This window comes from Pseudarthrobacter sp. NPDC059871, from assembly GCF_042731175.1.
Classification (GTDB): Bacteria; Actinomycetota; Actinomycetes; order Actinomycetales; family Micrococcaceae; genus Arthrobacter.
Window position 1 is genome coordinate 301,697 of sequence record NZ_JBHWJV010000003.1, and the last position, 16,277, is coordinate 317,973.

22 protein-coding genes are annotated in these 16,277 nt (G+C 67.7%); 8 read left to right on the forward strand and 14 right to left on the reverse strand.

Going from position 1 to position 16,277, the window contains the following annotated elements:
* Nucleotides 1-44 precede the first annotated feature (44 nt).
* The 3 genes from ACFV4R_RS06495 to trxB all read right to left on the reverse strand — a co-directional run bounded on the left by ACFV4R_RS06495 (nucleotide 45) and on the right by trxB (nucleotide 1,728).
* Nucleotides 45-278, reverse strand: a complete 234-nt coding sequence (locus tag ACFV4R_RS06495) for a hypothetical protein (protein ID WP_377201397.1) — start codon at nucleotides 276-278, stop codon at nucleotides 45-47.
* An 89-nt stretch (nucleotides 279-367) separates the two neighbouring features.
* The gene (locus tag ACFV4R_RS06500; RefSeq protein ID WP_377201396.1) at nucleotides 368-592 is read right to left on the reverse strand and encodes a hypothetical protein; all 225 of its coding nucleotides are present in this window, start codon (nucleotides 590-592) and stop codon (nucleotides 368-370) included.
* Nucleotides 593-750: 158 nt separating this feature from the next.
* Nucleotides 751-1,728, reverse strand: coding sequence for a thioredoxin-disulfide reductase (gene trxB / locus ACFV4R_RS06505; protein ID WP_045729353.1), 978 nt, complete (start codon nucleotides 1,726-1,728; stop codon nucleotides 751-753).
* Between the two features lie 128 nt (nucleotides 1,729-1,856).
* On the opposite strand from trxB, the gene chrA reads away from it, so the two are divergent.
* Nucleotides 1,857-3,080, forward strand: coding sequence for a chromate efflux transporter (chrA, locus tag ACFV4R_RS06510; protein ID WP_377201395.1), 1,224 nt, complete (start codon nucleotides 1,857-1,859; stop codon nucleotides 3,078-3,080).
* A 132-nt stretch (nucleotides 3,081-3,212) separates the two neighbouring features.
* Nucleotides 3,213-3,950 carry a GAF and ANTAR domain-containing protein gene (locus ACFV4R_RS06515; protein WP_377201394.1) on the forward strand — a complete coding sequence of 246 codons (738 nt, stop codon included), beginning with the start codon at nucleotides 3,213-3,215 and terminating at the stop codon, nucleotides 3,948-3,950.
* Nucleotides 3,951-4,016: 66 nt separating this feature from the next.
* Here the strand turns inward: ACFV4R_RS06515 and ACFV4R_RS06520 are convergent, their stop codons facing one another.
* Both ACFV4R_RS06520 and ACFV4R_RS06525 read right to left on the reverse strand, forming a co-directional pair.
* Entirely contained in the window at nucleotides 4,017-4,751 is a 735-nt protein-coding gene (locus tag ACFV4R_RS06520) for a GAF and ANTAR domain-containing protein (RefSeq protein WP_377201393.1), read from the reverse strand.
* 222 nt (nucleotides 4,752-4,973) lie between these two features.
* Nucleotides 4,974-5,258 (reverse strand): DUF1540 domain-containing protein, encoded by a 285-nt coding sequence (locus ACFV4R_RS06525; protein ID WP_377201392.1) that lies wholly within the window; start codon nucleotides 5,256-5,258, stop codon nucleotides 4,974-4,976.
* Nucleotides 5,259-5,491: 233 nt separating this feature from the next.
* On the opposite strand from ACFV4R_RS06525, the gene ACFV4R_RS06530 reads away from it, so the two are divergent.
* The 3 genes from ACFV4R_RS06530 to ACFV4R_RS06540 all read left to right on the forward strand — a co-directional run bounded on the left by ACFV4R_RS06530 (nucleotide 5,492) and on the right by ACFV4R_RS06540 (nucleotide 8,336).
* The gene (locus ACFV4R_RS06530; protein WP_377201391.1) at nucleotides 5,492-6,721 is read left to right on the forward strand and encodes a glutamate--cysteine ligase; all 1,230 of its coding nucleotides are present in this window, start codon (nucleotides 5,492-5,494) and stop codon (nucleotides 6,719-6,721) included.
* Between the two features lie 209 nt (nucleotides 6,722-6,930).
* A complete protein-coding gene (locus tag ACFV4R_RS06535) occupies nucleotides 6,931-7,305 on the forward strand; it encodes a cupin domain-containing protein (RefSeq protein WP_377201390.1) in 375 nt (124 codons plus the stop codon).
* A gap of 41 nt (nucleotides 7,306-7,346) precedes the next feature.
* Nucleotides 7,347-8,336 (forward strand): alpha/beta fold hydrolase, encoded by a 990-nt coding sequence (locus tag ACFV4R_RS06540; RefSeq protein ID WP_377201389.1) that lies wholly within the window; start codon nucleotides 7,347-7,349, stop codon nucleotides 8,334-8,336.
* Between the two features lie 44 nt (nucleotides 8,337-8,380).
* On the opposite strand, the gene ACFV4R_RS06545 is transcribed toward ACFV4R_RS06540, so the two are convergent.
* The 6 genes from ACFV4R_RS06545 to ACFV4R_RS06570 form a co-directional block, all read right to left on the reverse strand.
* Nucleotides 8,381-9,010 carry a CDP-alcohol phosphatidyltransferase family protein gene (locus tag ACFV4R_RS06545; RefSeq protein ID WP_377201388.1) on the reverse strand — a complete coding sequence of 210 codons (630 nt, stop codon included), beginning with the start codon at nucleotides 9,008-9,010 and terminating at the stop codon, nucleotides 8,381-8,383.
* Nucleotides 9,011-9,013: 3 nt separating this feature from the next.
* Nucleotides 9,014-9,436: a hypothetical protein gene (locus tag ACFV4R_RS06550; protein WP_377201387.1), complete on the reverse strand. Its 423-nt coding sequence runs from the start codon at nucleotides 9,434-9,436 to the stop codon at nucleotides 9,014-9,016.
* A 110-nt stretch (nucleotides 9,437-9,546) separates the two neighbouring features.
* Nucleotides 9,547-10,311, reverse strand: a complete 765-nt coding sequence (locus ACFV4R_RS06555; protein WP_377201386.1) for an ABC transporter permease — start codon at nucleotides 10,309-10,311, stop codon at nucleotides 9,547-9,549.
* The gene (locus ACFV4R_RS06560) at nucleotides 10,311-11,081 is read right to left on the reverse strand and encodes an ABC transporter ATP-binding protein (protein ID WP_377201385.1); all 771 of its coding nucleotides are present in this window, start codon (nucleotides 11,079-11,081) and stop codon (nucleotides 10,311-10,313) included. Before ACFV4R_RS06560 ends, ACFV4R_RS06555 begins: the two co-directional genes overlap by 1 nt.
* Nucleotides 11,078-11,449 (reverse strand): DUF1048 domain-containing protein, encoded by a 372-nt coding sequence (locus ACFV4R_RS06565; protein ID WP_377201384.1) that lies wholly within the window; start codon nucleotides 11,447-11,449, stop codon nucleotides 11,078-11,080. Before ACFV4R_RS06565 ends, ACFV4R_RS06560 begins: the two co-directional genes overlap by 4 nt.
* 1 nt (nucleotide 11,450) lies before the next feature.
* Nucleotides 11,451-11,780, reverse strand: a complete 330-nt coding sequence (locus ACFV4R_RS06570; RefSeq protein ID WP_377201383.1) for a PadR family transcriptional regulator — start codon at nucleotides 11,778-11,780, stop codon at nucleotides 11,451-11,453.
* Nucleotides 11,781-11,986: 206 nt separating this feature from the next.
* Here ACFV4R_RS06570 and ACFV4R_RS06575 point away from each other — a divergent pair, with 206 nt between their 5' ends.
* A complete protein-coding gene (locus ACFV4R_RS06575; RefSeq protein ID WP_377201382.1) occupies nucleotides 11,987-12,343 on the forward strand; it encodes an SPW repeat protein in 357 nt (118 codons plus the stop codon).
* Nucleotides 12,344-12,433: 90 nt separating this feature from the next.
* Here ACFV4R_RS06575 and ACFV4R_RS06580 read toward each other — a convergent pair whose 3' ends face one another.
* The 3 genes from ACFV4R_RS06580 to ACFV4R_RS06590 all read right to left on the reverse strand — a co-directional run bounded on the left by ACFV4R_RS06580 (nucleotide 12,434) and on the right by ACFV4R_RS06590 (nucleotide 15,188).
* Nucleotides 12,434-13,180, reverse strand: a complete 747-nt coding sequence (locus ACFV4R_RS06580; protein WP_377201381.1) for an ABC transporter permease — start codon at nucleotides 13,178-13,180, stop codon at nucleotides 12,434-12,436.
* 102 nt (nucleotides 13,181-13,282) lie between these two features.
* Nucleotides 13,283-14,809 (reverse strand): glycosyltransferase family 39 protein, encoded by a 1,527-nt coding sequence (locus ACFV4R_RS06585; RefSeq protein ID WP_377201380.1) that lies wholly within the window; start codon nucleotides 14,807-14,809, stop codon nucleotides 13,283-13,285.
* A 208-nt stretch (nucleotides 14,810-15,017) separates the two neighbouring features.
* A complete protein-coding gene (locus tag ACFV4R_RS06590; protein ID WP_377201379.1) occupies nucleotides 15,018-15,188 on the reverse strand; it encodes a hypothetical protein in 171 nt (56 codons plus the stop codon).
* 99 nt (nucleotides 15,189-15,287) lie between these two features.
* Here ACFV4R_RS06590 and ACFV4R_RS06595 point away from each other — a divergent pair, with 99 nt between their 5' ends.
* Both ACFV4R_RS06595 and ACFV4R_RS06600 read left to right on the forward strand, forming a co-directional pair.
* The gene (locus tag ACFV4R_RS06595; protein WP_377201378.1) at nucleotides 15,288-15,440 is read left to right on the forward strand and encodes a hypothetical protein; all 153 of its coding nucleotides are present in this window, start codon (nucleotides 15,288-15,290) and stop codon (nucleotides 15,438-15,440) included.
* A 229-nt stretch (nucleotides 15,441-15,669) separates the two neighbouring features.
* The gene (locus tag ACFV4R_RS06600) at nucleotides 15,670-16,104 is read left to right on the forward strand and encodes a hypothetical protein (RefSeq protein ID WP_377201377.1); all 435 of its coding nucleotides are present in this window, start codon (nucleotides 15,670-15,672) and stop codon (nucleotides 16,102-16,104) included.
* The last annotated feature ends 173 nt before the right edge of the window (nucleotides 16,105-16,277 follow it).

The window sequence follows — 16,277 nt, forward strand, 5'->3', positions numbered from 1 at the left end:
CGGCACACGAGTGAGTGCCGGCGTCGCGGTTTATCTGTGGCCGGCTAGGCCGGGGAGAGTCCCAGCAAGGGTTCCGCGGGTACCTCCAGGTGCCGGATTTCCAGGGCCTCCGGGTCCAGCAGCTTGCGCGCGCCGGTCCGTGCGTCCAGGATCCAGAACAGATCCAGGGCCGGCACGACTCCGGTCACCCGGCCGCTGTGGAACAGCTTGCCCCGGTGCCACGCCTCGATGTTGTCTCCAATGCGGAGCTGAGCGGTACTGACTCCCTGTGCCTCCATGCGGGCTGCCTCCTGTTGGTTGTGTCCCCGTAAGGACAGCTTGCCGTCGGGAGGTTGCAGGAGTGTTTCCGCGGGGTGTTATTTCTGTGTCAGTTGGGATTGGTGCGCCGGATGCTCAGCATGTGCAGAAGCAGCGCGCGCTGCGGCTGGCCCGGATTGCGGTCCACGAACAGGCCCAGGGAAGCGCGGGCGCCGGCCTCGCGCGGGTCTGTGCCGCTGAGGATTTCCTCAATGATTTCCAGTGCCTGGAGCTGGAGGTCCAGGAGCGCCACTTCCTCATTGATGGACAGTGGGGTCTTGGGATTTCCGGACATAGGGGTTTGCCGCCTCTGTAGTGGGAGCCCTCCCCGGGGAGCAGCGACCGCCTCTCCCAGGCCCATCGAATGAATGTACTAAGTGTACTTATGGATGCTGGGAAGGCAAGGAGTTCCTATTACCACTTTCCGGGCTGACCCGCCTGACCCGGGGCGGGTCAGCTGTGGGTGGGTTCCTCCACGAGGGCGGTGGCGATGCTTGAGGCGTCGTCCAGGGCGGCCAGGTACCGCTCCGCATCGAGGGCCGCGGCGCAGCCGGTGCCGGCGGCGGTGATGGCCTGGCGGTAGCGGTGGTCCACGGCGTCGCCGCAGGCGAAGACGCCGGAGAGGTTGGTGCACGTGGTGGGGGAGTCCACCTTGATGTAGCCCTCGTCATCCAGGTCCACCTGGCCGGTCAACAGCTCGGTGCGAGGCAGGTGGCCGATCGCCACGAAGATCCCCGTGGCGCCGAGTTCCCTGGTCTCGCCGGAGCGGGTGTCCGCCAGGGTGACGCCGGTGACCTTGGTGTCGCCGTGGATGGCGGTGATGGCGGAGTTCCATTCGAACCGGATCTTGGGGTTGTCCTTGGCCCGCTGCGCCATGATGCGGGAGGCGCGGAGTTCGCCTTTCCGGACGACGACGGTCACGGACTTCCCGAAGCGGGTCAGGAAGGTTGCTTCCTCCATGGCGGAGTCGCCGCCGCCCACCACGATGATGTCCTGTTCGCGGAAGAAGAACCCGTCGCACGTGGCGCACCAGGACACCCCGTGGCCGCTGAGCTTCTTTTCCTCCGGCAGGCCCAGCTCCTTGTACGCGGAGCCGGTGGCCAGGATGACCGCGGGTGCCTCGTGGGTCTCCCCGGCTCCGGTGACCACGCGCTTGACGGAACCCTTCAGGTCCACGGACGTGACGTCGTCGAACACCACCTTTGCGCCGAACTTCTCGGCCTGCTGCTGCAACCCGTCCATCAGTTCGGGGCCCTGGATGCCGCCGGGGAAGCCGGGGAAGTTTTCCACCTCGGTGGTGTTCATCAGCGCACCGCCCGCGGTGACGGAACCGGCCAGCACCAGCGGGGCCAGGCCCGCCCGGGCCGCGTAAATGGCGGCGGTGTAGCCCGCGGGGCCGGAGCCAATGATGATCAGCTGTTCGTTGCTCATGGGGGTTCTCCTTGGCAGGCGTGGGCGGCGCGGGCGTGCGCCCTTCCAGTGGAGCAATGGTCATTGGCCCCTGTCAATCCGCTGCATAATGGGCCCATGACCCCACCGCAGCTTCCCGTGGCAGCCCCATGACCGGCGAGGCGCCAGGCGGGGCGTCAACCACGGACCGCGGATCGGCCTGGGAGGTCGTCCGGGTCTTCCTCAAACTGGGTGTCACCTCGTTCGGCGGCCCCATCGCGCACCTGGGCTACTTCCGCGACGAACTGGTCCGGCGGCGCAAGTGGGTGGACGACAAGGAATATGCGGACCTGGTGGCACTATGCCAGTTCCTTCCCGGGCCCGCGTCCAGCCAGGTGGGCTTCGGCATGGGTCTGCACCGCGCCGGCCCCCTCGGCGCACTGGCCGCGTTCCTCGCCTTCACCCTCCCGTCCGCGGCATTGCTGGTCGCGTTCGCCCTGGGGGCCTCACTATTCCAGGGTGCCGTGGGATCCGGGATCCTCACCGGGCTGAAGATCGTGGCAGTGGCCATCGTGGCCCAGGCCGTGTGGGGGATGGCCAGGGCCCTCACCCCGGACCGGGAACGGGCGGCGATCGCCGTCGTCGCGGCCCTGTCCGCCACCCTGCTTGCCGGGTCGCTCGGCCAGGTTTCGGCCATCCTGATCGGTGCACTGGCCGGGCTGCTGGTCTGCCGTCGCGGCACCGCAGACCTGACCGGCCAGATGCGTTTCCCCGTCAGCCGGACCGCGGGCATCATCTGCCTGGCCCTGTTCGTACTGCTGCTGCTGGGCCTGCCGGTGCTGGCGCTGGCCACGGGTTCGGCCGGGGTCACCCTGTTTGAGGCGTTCTACCGGGCCGGGGCGCTGGTGTTCGGCGGCGGCCACGTGGTCCTGCCCCTGCTGCAGGCCGGCGTGGTGGAGCCCGGCTGGGTCACCAGCCAGCAATTCCTGGCCGGTTACGGGGCCGCGCAGGCGGTGCCGGGACCTCTCTTCACTTTCGCGGCCTACCTGGGCACGGCGTCCGGATACGGTCCGGGCGGCGTGGCGGGTGCCGCCGTCGCGCTCGCCGGTATCTTCCTGCCCGGGTTCCTGCTGCTCACCGGTGTGCTGCCGTTCTGGAACTCGTGGCGGTCCCGGCCCGGGGTGCAGGCCCTGATGCGTGGCGCCAACGCCGCCGTGGTGGGCGTCCTGGCCGCCGCCCTGTACAACCCGCTGTTCACCACCGCCATCACGGGGCCGGGGCCGTTCTGCCTGGGCCTGGTGTGCTTCGTGCTGCTCATCGCGTGGAAGGCGCCGCCGTGGGCAGTGGTCCTGGTGGGTGCGGCCGGGGGAGTGCTGCTGGCATTGGCCGGCTGACACCGTGGTGCCGGCGGGGCCGCCGCGAAGCGTTGCCGTGGGAGTAGGCTGGAATTGCCGTCCGGTCCTGGGCGGCTCGGGTCCCGGTTTGGTCCGTGGGAGGCTGTGCCGGGCAGCACCAGGAAGCCCTCCATGGCCAACGACAGAACCGACGAGCCGGTAGCCAAGCGCCTCGGCGAACTGGTCCTCACCAGTTCCCATGTTGAGGAATTCCTCCACGACCTGGCCGTTGAGGCCGCAGCGGAACTCTCCTCGACAGGGCAGCAGGTGTCCTGTTCCGTCACCGTGGTGCGGCGGAAGAAGGCTGCAACGGCGGCCAGCAGCGATGGACGCGCAAGGGCCATGGATGAAGTGCAGTACACCTTCAATGACGGCCCGTGCCTGTCGGCCATCCGCCTGGCCACCACCATCCACGTGCCGGACCTGCACCACGAGAGCCGCTGGCCGGAGTACTTGGCGGCGGTGAACGAAGGAACCCTCAAATCCATTCTGGCGGTACCCATCCCGGTGGACAATGACGCGCGGGCGGCCCTGAACCTCTATTCCGACGGCAAGGATGCGTTCCCTGCCCACTCGGTGGCACTGGCCGAACGGTTTGCCCGGGAAGCCAGCCAGTCCCTGCGGCTGGCGCTGCGGATCGCCCATCTGACGGATGCGCGCGACGACCTTGCCGCCGCCATGGCCTCCCGCACCACCATCGACCTCGCGGCCGGAGCCATCATGGGCCAGAACCGGTGCAACCAGGAAACGGCCATGGCCATCCTCAAGACCGCCTCCAGCACCCGCAACGTCAAGCTCCGCGATGTTGCCGCCCGGGTGATCGCCTCGGTGTCCGCCGACGATACGGTCAGCACGCACTTCGACGCCTGACGTCGTACGTCATAGCGCTCATAGTGCACGGCAGAACGTACGACGCCGGCCTGCCGCCACGGTGCCTTACTCGCCGTTGTTCCCGGGCGACGAGGGAGCGGCAGCCCCGGCCACCAATCGAGCGCTGACCTCCGCCAGGGTGGTGCCGGACTTCCGGGCGTTGGTGATCAGCCGGCCCAGGGCATCATCGTGGCCGATGCCGTGCCGCTCCATCAGCATCCCGCAGGCCATGTTGATGGTGTCCCGGGTGGCGAGGGTGGTTTTGAGGTCGCCGGCCATCCGCAGCGGAACCTCGGTGCCCTGGATGTGCGCCAGCAACGTGGCGGCAGTTCCGGCGAACAGGGGGAGTATCCGGCCCGTGGATCCGCCGTACTGGCCCGGCAGTGGGGAGTAGACGTTGAGGGCCCCCAGCGCCTGGCCGCCGGCCATCAGCGGAGCGCTGGCAACGGAACGGACTGCTGTGTCCAGGACCGCGTCGCGCCAGTTCGGCCACCGCTGGTCCGTGCGGACGTCGTCAACGATCACCACCTCCTCCGCGGACCATGCGGTGAGGCACGGGCCTTCGTCGAGTTCGTACTGGACGGCGTCCAGCTGCTCCACGAGGGGGTGGGTGGCGGCGCTGCTGATCCGGTTGCCGCCGGCGTCCAGGATGGACACCCCCGCCTCCGGGTGGCCGGGCAGGGTTTCCTTGATGGCCCGGGCCATCAGGGCGACGGCGTGGCTTGCTTTTTCCTCGGTCAGCAGCAGTCCGCGGATGCGTGCGATGGTGTCCGAGAGGTCGTCCAGGGGTAGGCGCTTCATGCTCTGCAGGCCTGTTCCGCGTCTGCATCCATTGCCGCCGGTGGACTGCAGCGGCCACTCGAGCCGGCCTGTGCAGAAGGGGCCGGAGAGGACAGGCCCTGGTGCCCGTCACTGTCCAGAATGTACCTGCGTTCACGGGGGAAGTACAGCGGGAGGCAGACGGCGGACAGCAGTGCACCCGGGGCGGAACCGCCCCGGGTGCGTGGGCCCGAAAGGTTGGGCCTAGGCGTGTGCGTAGGTGAGGCAGTCCGCGTTGTCCCGGCCCGGGCCAACATGGACCTCGGATGCCTTGCACATCAGGTGGTCGTTGTGGACGCATTCGCTGCGCTGGCAGGCTCCAACGTCGGCGAGCACCTTGGGCAGGCCGCCGTGCACGCCCACCTCGATGAATGTGGCGCAGTGGGCGTGGTTTTCATCCCCGCCCACGGTGATGGCGGCGGCGTTACAGTTCGTGTGGTCGTTAAAGGAACAGTTCGTTACGCTGCAGTCCGCGACGTGCGTTGTCATGGAAAGTCCTCCTTGGCCGGCCACCCCGGGCGGGCAGCTCCGTTTGTCCACCGTAGACCCGCCGGAGCCAATCAAAAAGACCCAATTGTCTTGCCTAATTGCGTGCAGCCGGCCTGTCCCCTTCAGCGCACGGCCCCTTCCCGCAGGCTGAACGGCGTGCCTATCCTGTAATCCTCGGCGGCAAGCAGCGACCGCCAGCAGATACCCACGGCGTGGCCAACGGGAGGGCTGGCATGGACGGGCAGGAATCAGCAGGGCAGGACCTTCGGCGGCAAGGCAGCACGACGGCGGCGGGCAGCGTCCGGAATAACGGCGCCGGGCGGCCCGGGCCCAGGACGTTCGGGGTAGAGGAGGAGCTGCTGCTGGTGGACCCCGGCCGGGGCGACGCGGTGCCCATGGCGGGCGCGCTGCTGGATTTGTACGTCAGACCGTTCGAATCCAGTGCCGGGCCGGTGCTCACGGCCGAGTTCCAGCAGGAAATGATCGAAGTGGTCACCCCGCCGCACGCCACCCTCGCCGGTCTGCAGGCGGACATCGTGGCGGGGAGGGACATTGCCCGGCAGGCCGCAGAGGACGTGGGCGTCCGGGTGGCGGCGCTGGGCACCTCGCCGCTGCCGAGCGATCCGCACCCGGTGCGGCTGCGCCGGTTCGCGGCCATGGTGGAGGAGTACGGGCTCACCGCCCGGGAACAGCTGACCTGCGGCACCCACATCCACGTGTCCGTGGAGTCTGACGACGAGGCGGTTGGGGTGCTGGATCGGATCCGGAACTGGCTGCCGGTGCTGGTAGCCCTCAGCGCCAACTCCCCGTTCTGGCATGGTGAGGACACCGGCTACGCCAGCTACCGGTCCCAGGTGTGGAGCCGGTGGCCGTCGGCCGGGCCGCTGGACATCCTGGGCACCCCGGACGCCTACCACCAGCTGGTACACGACATGGTGAGCACCGGAGTGGCCATGGATGAGGGCATGATCTACTTCGACGCCCGGCTGTCCCGGCACTATCCCACCGTGGAGGTGCGGATCGCGGACGCCTGCATGATGCCGGAGAATACCGTGCTGCTGGCCGGGATTGTCCGCGGGCTGGTGGAAACGGCCGCCCGCGAATGGAAGGCCGGAACCGACCCCGCGCCGGTGCCCACCTCGCTGCTCCGGCTGGCCGGATGGAAGGCCAGCCGCTGGGGGCTGCGCGGGGAACTCCTGGATCCGGTGACCAGCAGGCCCGGGCCGGCCCTCGGCGTCGTCAATTCCCTCCTGCACCATATCCGCGCGGCGTTGGAGGACATGGGCGACCTGCAGCGGGTGGAAGACCTGACGGACCAGCTCCTGCACACCGGCACCGGAGCCGTCCGCCAGCTCGAGGTGCTGCACCGGACCGGCGACCTGGAGGACGTGGTGGACGACGCCGCCAACTGCACCGTAGGGTCCCAAATCCAGGGTGCACGGCGGGGGCTGCCGGGGGATTGACAGTGGCCCCTCCCGGGCGCACGCTGATACCGCTGGGGCCTGCATTGGTGCGGCCTGGATGCCGGCGCGGCTGTTGAAAGCCCGGCGTGGAAACCGGCGTTGAACCCTCGGCGTCGAACCTTCCGGGGCCAGCCATCCCCGGAGCTGCCCCGGCGCCCCGGACGAACAGTTGAATATGCTCCCACCGGAGAACCTGTCTGGAGAATGAAATGGCCGGAGAAACCGCCACAGCGCTTGAAGCGAAATCCTTCGATGAACCCGACGAGAAGCGCCGGCCGCCAAACACCGTGGTGGATGTGGTGCACGTCGGAGGAACCACCTTGGCCCGGCTCACCTTTGAACGCGGTTGGCGCTGGTCCGAGACGGTGAAGACCGTGGTCCATACGGACAGCTGCGAGGTCAACCACGTGGGCATCTGCACCTCGGGAACACTGACCGTCCAGATGGACGACGGCACCCGGACTACCGTCAGCGCAGGCCACGCTTACGCGATTCCGCCCGGCCATGACGCCTGGGTGGAAGGCGATGAGACGTTCGTGGGCTATGAGATCCTGAGCGCCGCCGCGTTCGCCAAGCCCGCCTGATGACGGTGACTGCCTGATCCCGCCCACCGGCCGGTCCGCGAATGTTCCCCCTCAGGGAGGCCACCGACGCCGGGCTTCGGAAGAAGCCCCGGCGCGGGCTGCGCCGGGCCGGCTTGGTCCTGCTCGCCGTGGTGGGCCTGGTCCTGGCCTCCACGCTGCTGAACCTGTTCCTGGAGTCCCGGGAGCGCGCCACCGTCCAGCCATATGGGGAGCGGGTGGCGTTGGCCGGCGGCACCCTGAACGTGGTGCGGAACGGACAGCAGGGCCAGGCAATTGTGCTGCTCAGCGGGCTGGGAACCCCGGCCCCCGGCCTCGACTTCCAGCCGCTGGTCCGCGAGCTCAACGGCTTTGACGTCATGGTGGTGGAGGGGTTCGGCTACGGCTACAGCGATGCGGAGGCCGGCCCGCGGAGCAACGAGAACATCAGCAACGAACTCCATGAAGCGCTGACATCGCTGCACGTTCCGCGGCCGTACGTCCTGGCCGGCCACTCCATCTCCGGGTTCTACCTGCTGGACTACGCCAACCGGTACCGCAGCGAGGTGGCGGCGGTGATCGGCATCGACGCCAGCATCCCCAAACCCGGGGACGGGCCCGTCGATGAGCCGCAGCCGGGCATCAACTGGGCAAAGGCCCTGTCCTCCACCGGGCTGCTGCGGGCCGTGGCATCGGTGGCCCCCGCCGTCGTGGACCCGGACAGCAGCGCCTTCACCGACGACGAACTGAAGCGCATGCGCATGATGTGGTCCTGGAACTTCGGCAACCCGGCCGTGCAGGACGAGACCGCCCGGATCGCCAACAACGCCGCGGCGCTGCGGGGCGTCAGGTACCCGGACGACCTGCCGGTCCTGGCCTTCATCGCCGACGAAAAGACTGCCCGGACGGCGGAGAAGGTCTCGGCAGCGGAGAACCTGCTCAGTAACGTGGCGCGGCACCAGGTGCTGCCGCTCGAGGGCGGGCATTACCTGCACTGGACGCAGGCGCCGCGGATGGCCGGGGCTATCCGGGCGTTCCTCGGCCCGAACGGATAAGTCCCGAACGGACAATTTTTGGCCCGAGAGCCTGGAGCTCTGGTTCAGGTGGCGGGGCCGCCTGCGGGTGCCGGCTGCGCGGCCGTTTTTGGAACCGCATTCTCGGACGCACGGTGGCGCCGTTCAAGCGCGACGACGTCACGGCCGAAGGAGAACAGGAGCAGCGGGAGTGCCACGGCCGGCGCCGCGGCAGCAAGGGCGGGCGGCATGCCCGGGATCAGGGCCGTAGCCAAGGCAAGGAGCAGGGCCAGCGGCTGGACGGCGCCGATCACCTTGCGGGCAGCGCTCCGCGGCAGCGGCTGGCGCAGGTGCGGCCGGACAAGCCCGGCTGCCGCCACCACGTAGTACATCGCCCCGATAGCCAGCGTCCACAGGCCCACCACTGTCACCGTGGCCACGGACAGGACCAGCACCAGGAAGGCGTCCGTGGCGGAATCGAACCGGGCTCCCGCCTCCGACGCGGTCCCGGTCCGCCGGGCCACACGGCCGTCCACGGCGTCGAGCAGGAGTGCCGTGCTGCCCAGGACCACCAGGAGCAGGGCGGTATCCGCGCCTGGAACGATCCCCGTGAACAGCGGCGGGACGGCCAGCACGGCGCAGGCGGCGGCGAGGGCGGCGCGGACCAGGGTGATCCGGTCGGCCGGCGTCGGACGCCAGGTTGCGATGGTCTCCACCATCTAAGTATCCCGGCGTGGAGTATCCGGACGCGCGGCCCCCGGGATACTGCTTCTGTTGCTGCCGTGCCGGCGCCGGCTGCTGCGGGCCAGGCCCGCAGCGGCCAGGATGGTTCCGGCCCCCTCGGCCACGGCGCTAAGGGTCTTCGAGAAGAACCACACAGGATCGTACATAGCCGGGAACGGGCCGAACGCCGGGACATCAACGTACCGGTAGAGCACCACGGCGGCGAACGCGCTGAAAGCCACCACCAGGGCCGCGGCATAGGAGGCGCGCCTGCCGCGGACCAGCACCCACAGCCCCACCAGGACGGCGGCGGCGGCCTCGAGCAGGAACAGGGTGCCCTGGCTGATCACGCCGGGCGGCGCGTCCTGATGGCCCGGGGCGAGGAAGAGGTGCACCCCGGCGTCGATGAACAATGCCACTGCCGTCAGTATTCGGAGGACCACACTGATAAAACGTCCAAAACGACGAACTGGTTCACTGCGGGCCGCGCGGTGAACCAGTTCAACCGGCACCATCTCAACGGCACGGTTCAGGCGGACTTCCGGCGGTAGATGGCCGCCGCGAACCCGTAGGCGACGGCCAGGATGCCCACCAGCCAGGCCGGCGCGACCCAGATGCCGCTGCCCACCGGTTCCTGGGCGAGGAGCGCGCGGAGGGTGTCCACAATGGAGGTGACCGGCTGGTTTTCGGCGAACCAGGCCACCGGTCCGGGCATGGAGCCGGTGGGGACGAACGCCGAGCTGATGAACGGCAGGAAGATCAGCGGGTAGCTGAAGCCGCTTGCCCCGTCCACGCTCTTCGCCAGCAGGCCCGCGATCACCGCGATCCACGTCAGCGCCAGGGTGAACAGCGCCAGGATCCCGACGACGGCGAGCCACGCCGCCACGGACGCCCCGGACCGGAAACCCATCACCAGGGCCACGCCCACCACGATCGCCACGGCGGCGAAGTTGGCGGCAAGCGAGGTGAGCACGTGGGCCCAGAGGACGCTGGGCCGGGCCACGGGCATGGACCGGAACCGTTCGAAGATGCCGCCCTGCAGGTCAAGGAACAGCCGGTACGCGGTGTAGGCCACGCCGGAGGAAATGGTGATCAGCAGGATGCCGGGCAGCAGGTAGTTGACGTACGGACCGCCCGTGCCGGTGCTGATGGCCCCGCCGAACACGTAGACGAACAGCAGCATCATGGCCACCGGGGTCACCGCCGTGGTGATGATGGTATCCGGGCTGCGGAGGATGTGGCGAAGCGAGCGGCCGGTGAGAACGCGGGTGTCGCTGAAGACGTGGGCGGTCATCACAGTTCCTTTCCAACGAGGGCCAGGAAGACGTCCTCGAGGGAGGGCTGCTTCTCGACGTACTCCACCGTCGCCGGTGGCAGGAGTTTCTTGAGTTCGGCGAGGGTTCCGTTCCGGATGATGGTGCCCTGGTGCAGGATGGCGATCCGGTCTGCCAGCTGCTCGGCCTCGTCAAGGTACTGCGTGGTGAGCAGCACGGTGGTGCCCTGGCCCGCAAGCTGCCGGACGGTCTGCCACACCTCCAGGCGTGCCTGCGGGTCCAGGCCGGTGGTGGGTTCGTCGAGGAAGATGACGGGCGGGTTGCCGATCAGGCTCATGGCGATGTCCAGCCGGCGCCGCATGCCGCCCGAGTAGGTGGCGGCCCTGCGGTTGCCGGCGTCGGTGAGGGCAAATCTGGCCAGGAGTCCGTCCGCGATGCCACCAGGGTCGGGCAGGTGGCGCAGCCGTGCCACCAGCACCAGGTTCTCCCGCCCGGTGAGCACCTCGTCCACCGCGGCGAACTGGCCCGTCAGGCTGATGGACCCGCGCACCTCCGCCGGCTCCGCGCCGACGTCGTACGCGTTCACCGTGGCGGTGCCCGCGTCCGCCGCCAGCAGCGTGGACAGGATGCGCACCAGGGTGGTTTTGCCGGCACCGTTGGAGCCGAGGAGCGCGAAAATGGTCCCGGGCGCCACGTCAAAGTCGACGCCCCGCAGGACCTGCAGGTCCTTGAACGACTTTTCGAGGCCCCGCACCCGGATGGCGGGTTCCGGGACGGCTGCTGCGGTCATGGCCGGGATTCCTTCCTCTTCGCATCGTCAACGGCCTCGATCAGCCGGGCGCGTTCCTTGTCGATCCAGCGCTTGCCGCCGTAGGCCTGGGCGAACGATTCGGCGAACTCCACGGGATCGCTGCCCACGATGTCACCCACCGGCGTGCCGTCGATGGCGGCGCGTTCCCAGAGGTCGGCGAGGTCGGAGATCATCTGCACCATGGTGTCGCCTTCGGTGACTCCGCCGTAGTACATGAGGTACCTGTTGAAGGCCGCGGCGGCGGTGAGGTAGGGCTCGGGCAGCGCATCGAGGCGTGCCTTGGCCTGCTTGTACTGCTTCTTCTGCTCGAGCGGGCCGGTGAGTGCTTCGATCCATTTGGCGGCCATGTCAGTAACCTTCCTGGTGGAGCTGTTCGATACGTTCTGCGAGGAAGCTCCACGTCCTCCAGAACTCTGCAAGTTCCTGCGTGCCGGTTGCGTTCAGCGAGTACACCTTGCGCGGCGGGCCCTTCTCGGACGGGACCTTTTCCACGTCCACCAGGCCGCGCTGTTCGATGCGGACCAGCAGTGCGTACACCGTGCCCTCAGCGATGTCCGCGAAGCCCTGATCCCGCAGCCGCGTGGTGATCTCGTAGCCGTAGGCGGGCCGGGTGGCCAGGATTGCCAGGACGATGCCTTCCAGCGTGCCTTTGAGCATCTCCGTCATCTGTTTGCCCATGTGCTGCTCCTGCTACTTAGTGTTGCTGACTACCACTACATAGTAACACTGGGTACCGGTGGCGCAAGGGGTTATTCGGGCCCTTGCGGCGGGCCTTTCTGCCCTTGAAGATGGCGTCCGTGAAGCGTTGACTTAAGTTGCGGGCAGCAGTGTCCGCGGGGCGGACAGGCAGCGGGCCTGGCCGTTCCGGACAGAAAGGAAATTCAGTGACTAAGTGGTATCGGTGGCAGGACTGGGCAACGGTTGCCGCCGGACTCTTCACCGCCGTCGCGGTCTTGTGGACCCGGCAGCTGAACATGTCCACGGCCCTGATGCTCGCCTTCGGCGGGCTGCTGGTGGTCAGCGGCCTCATCAACCTGGCCATGCCCGGAATGCCGGCCATGGAATACGTCCAGGCAATCCTGGCCGCAGGACTGGTCCTCTCGCCCTGGCTGGGGACCTACACAGGCGCCACGGGAGCGGCGCTGACATCGTGGATCGCAGGCGGAGTGGCGCTGGTGGTTACAGCAGCCGCCATCAAGCCCAGCACCGATGTCCGCCACACCTACCGCGTCTCGCATTAGCAAAAACACTCCGCCATGGCCGGGGCGCCGCGGAGCGGGGTTGGGCCCGCCACCAGCAGCCGACGCCGTGGCGGAGCTATGTGCGGGGGCCTAGGGAACTGCCGGCCGCACCTTTACGCCGCGCAGCGAGCGGAGAAGCACGACGGCGGTGATGGACCCCGCCGCCATGATGGACGCGAGCACCACCACCTGGAACCGGCCCGCCTCCAGCGGTGAGGCGCCGCCGAAGATGGCACCCACGAACGCGCCAGGCAGGGTGACCAGGCCGGTGGTTTTGGTCTGGTCCGTGGAGGGGATCAGGGCCGAATGCACTGACTGCCGGGCCTGCGCCAGAGTGGCCACCCCGGCGGTGGCACCCAGCGCCAGCCATCCCTCCACCTGGTCCCACTGCTCATTGACGGCCTCGTAGAACCGGCGCCCGGCCAGCACGGCGATGGTCATGCAGTTGCCGATGACGATGCCTCCCACCGCCAGCACGTACCGCGGCGTGAAGTCGATCGCGCCGGTTGCGAACACGACGCCGAGGGTCGCGGTGATGCCCAGCGCCATTGTTCCGGCGACCACGGCGAACCGGTGCCACGACCAGCCCAGCCGGCGCGCCGCCGTCGTGGCCGCCACGCTGAACATGACCAGCAACGCCGCGCCCACCCACAGCGGGTCGCTGATGATGCCGCCCAGGATCAGGCTGATGAGCGCCAGCTGGGCGGCGCCGCGGAGGATGGCCACAGCGGGGGCGAGGTACGACGGCGTGCGTGAGCCCCAGAGGACGCCCACCGTGAGTGCCACCAGGATGGCGAGCGCCGTCAGGGTGGGCAGCAGGTCGCTGAGGTGGGGCATCAGGCCAGCGTATCCCGCCCCCAACTAGGTAGCGCTAAGTGTCCTTTTGAGGGCTCAAAACGGCGCTTGGCGCTACCCAGTTGGGGTGGTGAGCGCGGCTGGTCAGGAGCAGGTGAAGGAAATCAGGACCATGCGCTCGAACGGCTGGTTGCCCGTTTCCCGGCAGCCCGCTTCCGCGAAGGCGGCGAGGTCCGCCGGCGCCCCGTCCTGGCCAACGAAGAGGACATTTCCGCTGCCGGCCAGTTCACCGGCCTGCACGGGTGAGTTCACGCCCCACAGCGTTCCGGACTCCGCAGGGCTTTCCTCCAGCGAGAGGTCTGCCACGCCGTTGAAGCGATCCGGATAGGCGAGCGCGAGGTCCCGCAGGTAGGGCTCCCCGAACACGACGGCGGCAGGCCGGGGGAGTGCCCCGTCCAGCATGCCGGCGATGCGGCGCTCGGTGTCGGCGGGTTCGTTGACCACGCTCTTGATGGTCAGCTGGGGAACCAGGCTGCAGAGGACGACGGCGGCCAGCGCCACCGGGCGCAGCCAGGCTTTCCGGGCGGGCAATTGGGAGATGCCCAGGCCCACCAGCAGGGCGAAGGCCGGGGCCGTGAAGGTCAGGTACCGGGCTACGTAGACCGGCTGGGCCACCACGCTGACCAGCAGGAGCCCCAGGGCCGGGAGCACGATGATGGAGAGGCCCAGAACGATGAGCGTCCCGTGCCGGCCGTTGCGCCTGGATGCCCAGATACCCCACGCCACCAGCCCCAGCTCGAGCACGCCGAGCACCAGCATGGCCCCCAGGACCCACTGCGGCGGTGCGTTGTTGGTGGGCCTGTCGTCACCGTAGAAGAACTGCTTCACGGCGGCAGTCATGAGGGTCTGGGCGAGGGACCGGTTCTGGATCCAGTCCACCTGCGCCTTCTGCCCCAGCGCATGGAGGATGAACGGCAGCACCGTGGCCCCGGCCAGGGCGGAGGCCACCAGTGTGCCGATGACCCGCCGCCGCAGGATTATGGCTGCCGCTGCATGTGCCATCACGGCGAGGACGAAGAACATGAACATCCACACACCTACCACCGCGCACAGGCCGTACAGCACCCAGTCGAGGACGCGGTTGGACTCCCAGGCCCGGATCAGAAGAAGGGTGAGGGCCACTGCCAGCACGGCCGTGAAGGCAGACTGGCGTGCCTCGGTGCCGGCCCAGACCATGCGGGGCAGGAACGCCAGGACCAGGCCGGCGGCGATGCCCGTGGTAGGTGAGCCCAGCTTGCTGCCGATGACAGTTGTTCCGGCGCACGCCAGCCCCACGGCAAGGGCCGACGGGATCCGCATGGCGACCTCCGAGAATCCGAACACTGACGTCCAGAAGTGCATGAACAGGTAGTACAGCCCGTGCACCGCGTCCACGGACTGCAGGAGCAGCAACAGCTCGCCGGGTGAACGGCGCGCTGCGGAGATGGTGGCGATCTCGTCGTCCCAGAAGGAGGGGATCCACAGGCCCACGAAGGCGACACAGAAGGCGAGGAGCCCCAGTGCGGCCGGGAGCTTCCACCCGTTCGGTCCTGCGACCGAGTCCGGCAGTTGCCGGCGGTTCCTGAATCCATCCGGTGTGCCCGTGTGCGTCGCAGTCCTCTGAGTTTCCACCCGTTGACCCTACACGGGGCAGCACGCGCAGATTCCCGTTCCCCACCTAAGTAGCAGTTGATGCCGTTATGAGCCCTCAAAACGGCATCAACTGCTACCCAGTTGGGTGGTCAGCGCGGCTGTTGTGGCGTGCCGCGGTGTTGCCTCCGTATGCAAGCAGCTTATGAGTCTTCAGCTGTCCGCAAGGGAGTTCGGAGCTCTTCGAGCATCACTGTGCTCTGGCGGTCAACGGCAACACGTCTTCAACTGTCGCTGTGCCTGCATCTGCGTCGAGCAGCACGTTGATGGAGTTGTACGTGAAGTGCCGCCGCCCGGTCTTCAGATGCTCCAGTGCCGTGGGGAGCTGGGCACGGATGAAGTCGTTTAACTCCCCAGTCATGAATTCGTCAAAGGGTGACGGCGACATCATTGGCGATCACCAGGTAGTTTTCGTGTCAGAAGCATGCGTTGATTCAATCAGAGAGGTGGACTCGTCCCGATGTTGGATTTCATCATCGACCTGTCCCAGCTAGTTGAGCAGCAGGCACCACTCAAGGAGCACTACGACACTGCACGACAAATAATCGCCACCTGGGGCGACGGGCCCGAGCTGGTCGAGTTCGTTTTGCTCGAGCCCTTGGGGGAGGACTGACAAGGGCACCTCTCCGGGTAGAAAGCACCGGGAAATCGACGCCGGTTCGGAGCATCCGTCATTAGCGGACAAAAGACCGGCAGCCGGTGCGCCGTGAACGATCCGTCTACGAGACAAACAACTCCGGCATAATGGCGGGATGGGGGAACAAGCGGACTCACCTGCACCGACACGAGTGCACGTTGACGTAAGAGCCCAGGCACAAGGCGTCTGGGTGAGACCTCCAGACATGCCTGACATCGCCCCGATCAGGCAACTGGCGATCGCTTATCCCTTTGTTTCCGTCCTCTTGTTCGTCTGCCTGATGCCAGCGAGCGCTGGATATGAGTTCTTGGGCGCCATCATCCTGCTCCTCTTTGGGCCCATTTTCGTCATGGGGGCAGGCATCGCGCTTGGACTCCCTCTTCGCCTGAACCGCCGGCTGAGCAGCTGGTGGCTTGGGAACTGGGGACTCTACGTTCTTATCGCTGCAGCCGGTGCAGGGCTCCTGCTTGCCGGATTTAACATTTCGGCGCGCCAAGTTGGCGAAGTAGACGGCATTCCGTTTGATGTAACTACGCCTCATCCAGGGTTGCTCACCGCAGGATGCTTCGCCCTTACTTTCCTCGCGGTAAACGCGTCGTTTCGGTTAGGCGGCCGGAGTGGCCCAGGCCGAGTGGCGTAAGGCTGACATGGACGGCCAGGCTGACGACCCTGACAGGGGTGTTCCACCAGGACCTCCACGCTACCCAGTCAGCCCAGAAACGCAGTACCGGGATGCGAACTGGCAGTACTTCGTGGCACCACCGCCGAGATCCCAAACGCTGGGAGACCTTCCTAGGCAACGTTACGGAAGCG

What these genes read in the sequence shown, in the direction of transcription:
- ACFV4R_RS06495 (WP_377201397.1), bottom strand. Translation starts at nt 278, where the DNA reads ATGGAGGCACAGGGAGTCAGTACCGCTCAGCTCCGCATTGGAGACAAC.
- ACFV4R_RS06500 (WP_377201396.1), bottom strand. Translation starts at nt 592, where the DNA reads ATGTCCGGAAATCCCAAGACCCCACTGTCCATCAATGAGGAAGTGGCG.
- trxB (WP_045729353.1), bottom strand. Translation starts at nt 1,728, where the DNA reads ATGAGCAACGAACAGCTGATCATCATTGGCTCCGGCCCCGCGGGCTAC.
- chrA (WP_377201395.1), top strand. Translation starts at nt 1,857, where the DNA reads ATGACCGGCGAGGCGCCAGGCGGGGCGTCAACCACGGACCGCGGATCG.
- ACFV4R_RS06515 (WP_377201394.1), top strand. Translation starts at nt 3,213, where the DNA reads ATGGCCAACGACAGAACCGACGAGCCGGTAGCCAAGCGCCTCGGCGAA.
- ACFV4R_RS06520 (WP_377201393.1), bottom strand. Translation starts at nt 4,751, where the DNA reads ATGAAGCGCCTACCCCTGGACGACCTCTCGGACACCATCGCACGCATC.
- ACFV4R_RS06525 (WP_377201392.1), bottom strand. Translation starts at nt 5,258, where the DNA reads ATGACAACGCACGTCGCGGACTGCAGCGTAACGAACTGTTCCTTTAAC.
- ACFV4R_RS06530 (WP_377201391.1), top strand. Translation starts at nt 5,492, where the DNA reads ATGGACGGGCAGGAATCAGCAGGGCAGGACCTTCGGCGGCAAGGCAGC.
- ACFV4R_RS06535 (WP_377201390.1), top strand. Translation starts at nt 6,931, where the DNA reads ATGGCCGGAGAAACCGCCACAGCGCTTGAAGCGAAATCCTTCGATGAA.
- ACFV4R_RS06540 (WP_377201389.1), top strand. Translation starts at nt 7,347, where the DNA reads ATGTTCCCCCTCAGGGAGGCCACCGACGCCGGGCTTCGGAAGAAGCCC.
- ACFV4R_RS06555 (WP_377201386.1), bottom strand. Translation starts at nt 10,311, where the DNA reads ATGACCGCCCACGTCTTCAGCGACACCCGCGTTCTCACCGGCCGCTCG.
- ACFV4R_RS06560 (WP_377201385.1), bottom strand. Translation starts at nt 11,081, where the DNA reads ATGACCGCAGCAGCCGTCCCGGAACCCGCCATCCGGGTGCGGGGCCTC.
- ACFV4R_RS06565 (WP_377201384.1), bottom strand. Translation starts at nt 11,449, where the DNA reads ATGGCCGCCAAATGGATCGAAGCACTCACCGGCCCGCTCGAGCAGAAG.
- ACFV4R_RS06570 (WP_377201383.1), bottom strand. Translation starts at nt 11,780, where the DNA reads ATGGGCAAACAGATGACGGAGATGCTCAAAGGCACGCTGGAAGGCATC.
- ACFV4R_RS06580 (WP_377201381.1), bottom strand. Translation starts at nt 13,180, where the DNA reads ATGCCCCACCTCAGCGACCTGCTGCCCACCCTGACGGCGCTCGCCATC.
- ACFV4R_RS06590 (WP_377201379.1), bottom strand. Translation starts at nt 15,188, where the DNA reads ATGACTGGGGAGTTAAACGACTTCATCCGTGCCCAGCTCCCCACGGCA.
- ACFV4R_RS06595 (WP_377201378.1), top strand. Translation starts at nt 15,288, where the DNA reads ATGTTGGATTTCATCATCGACCTGTCCCAGCTAGTTGAGCAGCAGGCA.
- ACFV4R_RS06600 (WP_377201377.1), top strand. Translation starts at nt 15,670, where the DNA reads ATGCCTGACATCGCCCCGATCAGGCAACTGGCGATCGCTTATCCCTTT.